At 65.5% G+C, this 792-nt stretch carries 1 protein-coding gene and 1 pseudogene; both read left to right on the top strand.

Annotated elements, in window-relative coordinates:
• The first annotated feature begins 10 nt into the window (after positions 1-10).
• Positions 11-555 (top strand): annotated as a pseudogene (locus tag JCM25156_RS32780) (thioredoxin domain-containing protein).
• Positions 556-585: 30 nt separating this feature from the next.
• Positions 586-792 (top strand): AAA family ATPase (locus JCM25156_RS26300; RefSeq protein WP_034961324.1); only part of this gene is annotated, 207 nt, incomplete at its 3' end.

The raw sequence follows: 792 nt of genomic DNA, 5'->3' as shown, positions 1-792 counted from the left end.
CAGCCGGGCCATGGCGCAGGCGGCCGACCCGCGCATGTCGATCCGGGCGGCGGGCGACCCCGCGGCCAGGGTGCATGTGGAGGAATGGTTCTCGCTCACCTGCACGCACTGCGCGCGCTTCGCCGCCGAGGTGTTTCCCGAAATCCGCACCAAGCTGATCGATACCGGGAAAGTGTACTATATCTTCCGTGATTTCCCGCTGGACCAGGACGCGCTCACCGCCGCATGGTCGCCCGCAGCCTGCCGCCCGAACGCTACGAGGCCTTCACCCTCGCCCTGCTGTCCAGCCAGGACCACTGGGCCTTCGCCTCCGGCGTGGACCGCACTGCGGAAATCGGAAAAATGGCGGCCCTTGCCGGCATGTCGTCCGATCAGTTCCAGCAGACCATCCATGACGAGACCCTGCGCCACGCCATCATGGAGCAGGAGGACCGCGCCCAGATGCAGTACAAGATCGACGGCACCCCCACCTTCCGCTTCAATGACAGGGAGCAGGTCTCGCAGGAACTGACCTACGAGGAATTCGCGAAGAAGGTCGAGGCGGCGGCCCGTTGACCATCTCCCACTGATCGCGACCGTCATATCATGACCGCCCGTTTCGTCCGGCTGCGTATTGCCGGGTTCAAGAGTTTCGCCGATCCGGTGGCCGTGGACATCCTGCCCGGCCTGACCGGCATTGTCGGGCCGAATGGCTGCGGCAAGTCCAATGTGGTCGAGGCCCTGCGCTGGGTCATGGGGGAAACCAACGCCCGCTCCCTGCGCGGGGGCGAGATGGATGACCTGATCTTCGCG

It is taken from the genome of Komagataeibacter kakiaceti JCM 25156, from assembly GCF_000613305.1.
The sequence above is the reverse complement of the archived record's forward strand: the minus strand, read 5'-3'. Positions and strand labels throughout refer to the sequence as shown.